Annotated in this window: 4 protein-coding genes; all 4 read left to right on the top strand. The window is 76.0% G+C overall.

From position 1 onward, the window contains the following. A partial coding sequence (locus ACIF6L_RS20270; RefSeq protein ID WP_396492549.1) for a hypothetical protein occupies nt 1–847 on the top strand: 847 nt, incomplete at its 5' end. A gap of 236 nt (nt 848–1,083) precedes the next feature. Continuing rightward, nucleotides 1,084–2,769 (top strand): hypothetical protein, encoded by a 1,686-nt coding sequence (locus tag ACIF6L_RS20265; RefSeq protein WP_396486237.1) that lies wholly within the window; start codon nt 1,084–1,086, stop codon nt 2,767–2,769. A 168-nt stretch (nt 2,770–2,937) separates the two neighbouring features. Next, the gene (locus tag ACIF6L_RS20260; RefSeq protein WP_396486238.1) at nt 2,938–5,706 is read left to right on the top strand and encodes a hypothetical protein; all 2,769 of its coding nucleotides are present in this window, start codon (nt 2,938–2,940) and stop codon (nt 5,704–5,706) included. Continuing rightward, complete coding sequence (locus ACIF6L_RS20255) at nt 5,703–6,878, top strand: ComEC/Rec2 family competence protein (RefSeq protein ID WP_396486239.1); 1,176 nt, start codon at nt 5,703–5,705, stop codon at nt 6,876–6,878. The genes ACIF6L_RS20260 and ACIF6L_RS20255 overlap by 4 nt, the downstream gene beginning before the upstream one ends.

Here is a 6,878-nt window from a genome sequence, read left to right as displayed (position 1 = left end):
CAACATCACCACGCTGACCGACGACCAGCTGCGCCGCACCCGCGCCAAGTGGTACCGCTGGCTCGGCCGGGCCGACGTCCCACTCCACGGCCCTGGAGGCTGCCGCCGGTACGCGGACCGACGGCCTGCGCGGCCGAGTGTCGGTGGCATCGGGTTCGATGAGCGCATGACCGTTCATGACGTGGCGCGCCGCCTCCCCGCCGGCGCCGACCTGCGGGACCTGTGCCGTTCGCTGGCGATGCTGGACGCGATCCTCAGCCCGGACTGGGAGGGCCGGTACCACTCCTTCGACGCAGGCTGGGCGGACGGCGAGGAGATGGCCTCGATGCGCGACGGGTCCGGGGACGAGTACTCCATCGTGTTCTCGGCGGCCGGCGTCTACGTGCGCGGCTTCGCCCACGAATCGCCGATGAGCCCGTACGGCAACGACGGCGAGCCCTGGCCGGGAGTGGTCGACGGCGTCCCCGAGCCCTTCGGGCGCTTCGTCGAGGAGCCCGCGTTCACCGACGAGGACGGCGTGCCCGTGGTGACCGCCTGCCTGTGGCGGGGACCGGCGGACGACCGGTGGCACCACGGGTCGATCGACTTCCCCGGGGACACCGCCGATCCCGACGGGTCGGCGGGCCTGTTCGCCCTCCTGCTCGACCGTTCGCCGGAGGCCTACCAGCGGTTCGCCGAGGACTACTACGAGACCGCCGTGGACCTGGCGGCGGTGAGCCGGGTGTTCGCGCTGCGACCGCTGGGCCAGGACCTCGTGTCCCTTCTCAACCCCGAGGTCGAGCTGGGCGAGCTGGCCCAGGACATCGCCGAGATCGGGTATCCCCAGCCGGACCACCAGCCCGTCTGAACCCGGTCCACGACCCGCGGGTCCCGGACGAGGGCCTTGCGGAACGGGACCTCCCCGTCACCGTCGGAGGGGGACGTCGGAGCGGCCGACTCCCCACTCCGGACCGGCCGACTCCCCACTCCGGGGCGGCAGCACACCGTCGGGCCACCGGCACCGCCGGGACGCACGGGCCCGGGCCGCTGTGTCAGAGTGGCCCGTGCCCCGGGGCGGGGCGGGGGCGTAGGACGGTGGGGTCGGTGGGCGACGGACAGGAGCGGTGGCGCGCCGCGCAGGCGGTACAACTGCTGGGCTGGGTCGCCTCGTTGCTGCCACCGGAGGCGCACCGCCGGGCGATCGCCGAACTGGGCGACGCCGAGCACGTGGCCGCCGAGGCCGCGCGGGTGCGGGGGCCGGGCCACCGTCCGGCCCGTACCGACAGCGGTCCGGTGGCCGCCGGGACGGGCGGTCCGACGGCCGGGCTGCGCGCGGCCCGGTCGGTGCTGGAGTGCGACGCGGTGCTGGCCGCCGCCCCCGTGGACTGGCCGGCGCTCGCCGCCGCCCATCGCCGGGAGCCGTTCGAGCGGCGCCAGCGGCGCGCCCTGATCGCGCGCCGGGACTGCCCCGACGCGTTCACCGCCGAGCTGCTCACCCCCTGGGAGCCGGCGGTGGCGAACCGTCTGGTGGTCCGGCAGCAGGAGCTGCCGCCCTGGGCCTGGCGACCGGGGCTCGCCCGGATCGGCGAGCTCCGGCCGTCACTGCTGCGCCACGTGCTGACCGGGGAGAACGCGGCCGACCTGCTGCACGCCACCCCGAGGGTCGACCTGCTGGTCGCGGCCGTCGACGGCTACGACCACAACCACCGGCAGGTCCACGGCTTCTGGGAGGCCGTCGGCGTGGCGCTGCGGGCCGGGACCGGCGCCGATCCTCGGGCCTGGCGCACCGCCGCGGAGCGGTTCCCCGGCCACCGCGGCAGCCTGCGCGGCCTGCTCCGGGGCCTCGGCCGCCCGGCAGCCGGTGCCACCGGGCGGCCCGACCTGCGGGTTCTCGTGCAGGCGCCGCCGGAGGTGCTGGCCGCGCTGGTCGGGCGGCTCGGCGACGACGAACTGGCCGCGATGGCCGAGCACCCGTTGCGCCGGCTCCGGACCAGGGAGTACTTCACCTGGACCGTCCTCGACCGGCTCCACCGGGCGGGAGTGCCGCCCCGGGCGCTCTTCGCCCGCTGGGCCCTGGGCGTGTACGGCAACGGGGACGCGACCGCGATCCGGGCCTGGCTCCACGGCCTGGACGACCGGCTGGACCAGTTCATCGACCATCTCGCCCACACGGACGCCGAGTTGCGCCGCCTCCTGGCCGAGCGCCGGCCGCCGGAGCCACCCGCCGCGAACCTCCCGGCCCGGCTCCGGCGGTGCGCCGGGCCGGTCGAGGCACAGGCGGTGCTGGACGGCAGCCGCCACGCCTGCGGCGGCCCGCCGTGGGCGGACCTGGTGCGGGCCCACGCGCGGACCCCGCTGCCCGAGCCGGTGCTGTGCGTGCTCGCCGACCGCGCCGGGTTCCCCGACGAACTGGCCCGTGCCCTACCCCGCGAGCGGCTGACCCAACTGGCCCCGCACGGGCCCGCGACCGCCCGGGCCGCACTCGCCGACCTGCGGACGACCTCCACCGCGTCGGACCTGATCGAACGCGTCCGCCGGGCGGCGGTGCTCGACGACCGCGAACTGCTCGCCGCGATCCGGCCCGCCCGGGAAGCCCTGCGCCACGGCCACCACCTCCCCCGGCGGGCCCCCGGACGCGACGCCTGGGCCAGTTGCTGCGCCGAACTGGTCGGGCGGGCCGCCGAAGCGGCGGGCCCCGGTTTCTGGCGGACGGCGGCCGAGCTTCTGCCCGGCCACGACGGCTCGCTCCCCGAGCTCCTCGCCGCTGTGGGATCGCCGCCGCGCGCCTGACGCGCGCCACCGGAGAGTCAACTGCTCGACGGTTCAACGTTTGAGACCGCAGTCCTTGCCCGCGGACGGTACCCCCCGGGGACCACCCCGTCTGTGGCAGAGTGGAAGGGTCGGGAGACCGACCTGGTCGTGGGTGGCCTCCTGGCGGAGCCGGTGACGAGGTCTCCCATGGCTGAGCTGAGCCAGATCCTCTCCATCGCGCCGGCGGCCCTGGCGGCCGCGGGCCTGGTGGGTGGGGAGGGTGCGGGCCCGACCAGCGGGGAACTCGGCGCGCTCAGCGTGCCGGAGCGGGAGCCGTGGGCATGGCGGCTGCCCCACGAGGCCCGCGCCCGGATCGCTGGCGACACCGGGCTCCAGGACGAGCTGACCCGTGCCTGGGGCGAGGCCGTCACGGGCGCCGCCTCCGTCCGGCTGGCCCTGCACGACGTACCGCCCACCCACCGGCGCGCGCTCGTCGAGCGGTTATCCACCCTGCGGCCCGCCGTCGGCGCGGTGTTCGTCGCGGACGTGAGCCTGGCACCGGATCCGCCCTGGCACCGGCCCCTACGGGTCGGCGCCGTGGGGGCCGACCCGGCCGGGGAACTCTTCGACGGCCTGCGCTCCGATCCGAGAATCGCGGACACCTACACCCCCGGTGAGCCGGACGACCTCCTGGTGGTCTCCGATGCGACCGGGCTCGCCCTGCTGGAGCAGCACCGCGACGGCGTTCGCGCCACCTGCGTGCTGTGGTGCGCCCCGCAGCCGCCCGGGCGGGCCGAACTGGCCCGGCTCGACGGCGCGGCCCGCGATCTCGGGGCCTCTGGCTGGATCGTCGCCGACCTCTCCGGGACCGGTGCCGCCGACTGGCTCCGCCTGCTGGTCCGCGGGCTGCTCGACGACCGCCCACTGGACGAGGCGGCGGCCCGGGCGGGCTCCTGGCTGACGGTGGCCCGCCCCGGGCTGGTCGAGCGCCGCGCGCTGTCCGACGCACTGCCGTACCCGGCCGGGCCCGGGGGAGCCAGCGAGGCGGTTCACCAGGCAGACAACATCTCACCGCCCTCGCCGCCCGCTCCGGCGGAGCGGGTGACGATCCGCCCTGTCACGCGGGCCGGCGCCCTCCGACACCTCGGTGGCCGCTTCAAGCGCGCCGTCACCCCCGCCCTGCGGGTGCCCCGCCGGGCCGGGCCGGCGCCCGGCCGGCCCGATGCCCGCTTCCTCCAAGCGCTCGTCGCCGTCCGAGCGACGGGCGAACCGCGCCGGCAGGCGTTCCTGCCCGGCGCCGTGCACGACATCCACCTCCGCGTCGGGCCCGGCAGCCCCGAATGGCACGCGGCCACCGAGGAGTTCCCCGAGGAGGGGCTCACGTTCCGAGGAACCGGGGCGCGCCTCGTCGTCGAGTTCTACGAGGAGCGGAGCACTGCGAGCCGCCACACCTCCAAGGCGATCGTCCTGCCGGACCGGGGCGCGTCCAGCGAGGCCGTGTTCCCGGTCGCGGTGGGGCCGGACGAGCGGGAGATCCGCTGCGGCGCCCGCGTCTACCACCGGGACCGGCTGTTGCAGCGGCTGGAGCTGACCGGCCCGGTCGGAGCGGCCGACCGACCCGTCGCCGGTCGGGAGATCACCGTGCACGGCGAGGTGTTCAGCTCCCTCAGCGACAACTCCGACAGCACCGACAGCACCAGCACCGCCGGTACCGCCGGTACCGCGGGCACCGGTGACCGCCGGGCGGCGGTCATCCGCATCGACGGCGACGACCGGGCCGACATCCGCCTGAACGGGACGAGCACCCCCGTGCGGCTCGCCGACCTCGACCGGTTCAGGGCCCTGATCCAGCAGCTCCTCACCGACGACCTCGACCGGCAGCTCGGCGCGCCGGAGACGGAACTCCCGCCGCCGGACGCCCTGCTGCGCGGCCTCGCCCAGCAGGGCAGCACCCTGTTCGACCAGTTGGCGACGCTCGGCCTGGGGAGCCTGAAGGACGTCACCTTCCTCCAGGTGGTCTCCGCCGAGGCGGCCGAACTGTGGCCGGTGGAGTTCGTCTACGACTACGGCTACCCGCGGGACGGCGCCACGCTCTGCGCCCACTGGCGCGAGGCCCTGGCAACCGGCACCTGCTCCTGTCGCCGCGGCGCCGGCAGCAGCGACGGCACCGGCCGCCGGACGATCTGCCCACTCGGGTTCTGGGGCCTGCGCATGGAGATCGAGCGGCGGGTGGAGCGGGACCGGCTCACCGGCACCGTCGTCGAGCCGGACGCCACGGAGCGCGGCCGGGCGCTGCGGCCGGTCGACAGCGTGCTCTTCGCGGCGAGCGACAAGGTCCGGGCGCAGGACCGCACGGCGACGGCGGCGCTGCTCCGCACCTCGTTCGGCGCCGACGGGCTGCACACGGCGGCGAGTTGGCGAGCCTGGCGGCAGGTGGTCAGGGCCCAGGGCCCGCCCCTGCTGGTGGCCCTGCCGCACAACGCGAGCGACGAGGGCAGCACCGCCGTGCTGGAGATCGGCAAGACGAACCGGCCGAGCAGGCTCGCCGCCGTGCTGATCGACCGCCGGTACATCCTGTCCGACCGGCACGACAGCGGCACCGGCCCGGTCGTGATGCTGCTCGGCTGCACCATGGCGCAGGCCGAGGTGCGCTGGCAGAACGTCGCGGCGAAGTTCCTCCAGGAGAGCGCCCCCGTGGTGGTCGCGACCCTCGTACCGACCCTGGGCCGGCAGGCCGCCGTGATGGCGGGCATCGGGGCCGCGACGCTCGCCGACCGGGCCAGCGACGGGAAGAGCATCGGCGAGCTGGTGCGTGACATCCGCCGGCTGCTGCTCGCCCGGGGGTTCACCCTCGCCATGTCGATCGTGGCCTTCGGCGACGCCCGCTGGCTCGTCGAGAGCCCGGCCGGCAGCACGGCCATCAGCACGACCGCGAACGCGAACGCGGCCGGAACCCCTGTGGGAGGCACGCCGTGATCACCGTGCAACTGCTGCCCGCCGCACACGGCGACGCGCTGTGGATCGAGTGGCCCGGGCCGGGCGGCGAGGTCCACCGGATGCTCGTCGACGGCGGACCGAACACCACCTACCGGGCCGTCTTCGACCGCGTCTCGGCGCTGCCGAAGCCGGACCGGCACCTGGACGTGCTGGTGGTGACGCACGTGGACGCCGACCACATCGAAGGCGTCGTACGCCTCCTCCAGGACCGGACCGCGCTCGGCCTGTCGATCGGCGACGTCTGGTTCAACGGCTGGCCGCAGCTCACCCAGGACGCCGACCTGCTCGGCGCGGACCAGGGCGAGATGCTCCAGGCCCTGATCGGCAGCCAGCACCTCGCCTGGAACGCGGCGTTCCGCACGGCCCGGGTGGAGGCGCCCGCCGTCCGGGTCCCGGCCCGCGGACCGCTGCCCTCGGCCGTGCTGCCGGGCGGCGCCCGCGTCACCGTGGTGTCCCCCGGCGGGGCGGAGCTGCTCGCACTGCGCAAGGAATGGACCAAGGTCCTCAAGGGCCTCGGGGTGACCCCCGGACGCCCCGGGGAGGCGCTGGAACGGCTGGCCCGCCGCAAGGACCTGCGCGGCCTGGCCGACGACCTCCTCGGCGGCGAGCGGGTGGACGGCTCGGTCCCCAACGGATCGAGCATCGCGTTCCTGCTGGAGGTCGGCGACCACCGCGTCCTGCTCACCGGCGACGGCCACGGCGACGTTCTGGCGCGCGGTCTGACCCGGCTCCTGGCGGAGCGCGGTCCGGAGCGAGGTCCGGAGCGCGGCGCGGACCGGCTGGCGGTGGACGCCCTCAAGGTGCCGCACCACGGCAGCGCCGCCAACACCACGGACGAGCTGCTGGCGCTGCTCGCCACCCGCCGCTTCCTGATCTCGACGAACGGCGACAAGTTCAAGCACCCGGACCGGGCCGCCGTGCTGCGCCTGATCGGCACCCCGGAGCGGACCCCCGGGCCGCCGGAGCTGGTGTTCAACTACCGCAGCCCCACGACGGATCCGTGGGCCGACCCCGACCGGCAGCGGACGCTCGGCTACACCGCCGTCTACCCGCCGGACGCGCCGGGCCCGCCGACCCCGGCAGGCCCGGGAGGCCCGACAGGCCCGGCGACCCCGGCAGCTCCGGCGGCGGGCACGACCGTGGAGGTCTGA

The sequence above is a fragment of the Kitasatospora sp. NPDC086009 genome (genome assembly GCF_044540385.1).
Classification (GTDB): domain Bacteria; phylum Actinomycetota; class Actinomycetes; order Streptomycetales; family Streptomycetaceae; genus Kitasatospora.
The sequence above is the reverse complement of the archived record's forward strand: the minus strand, read 5'-3'. Positions and strand labels throughout refer to the sequence as shown.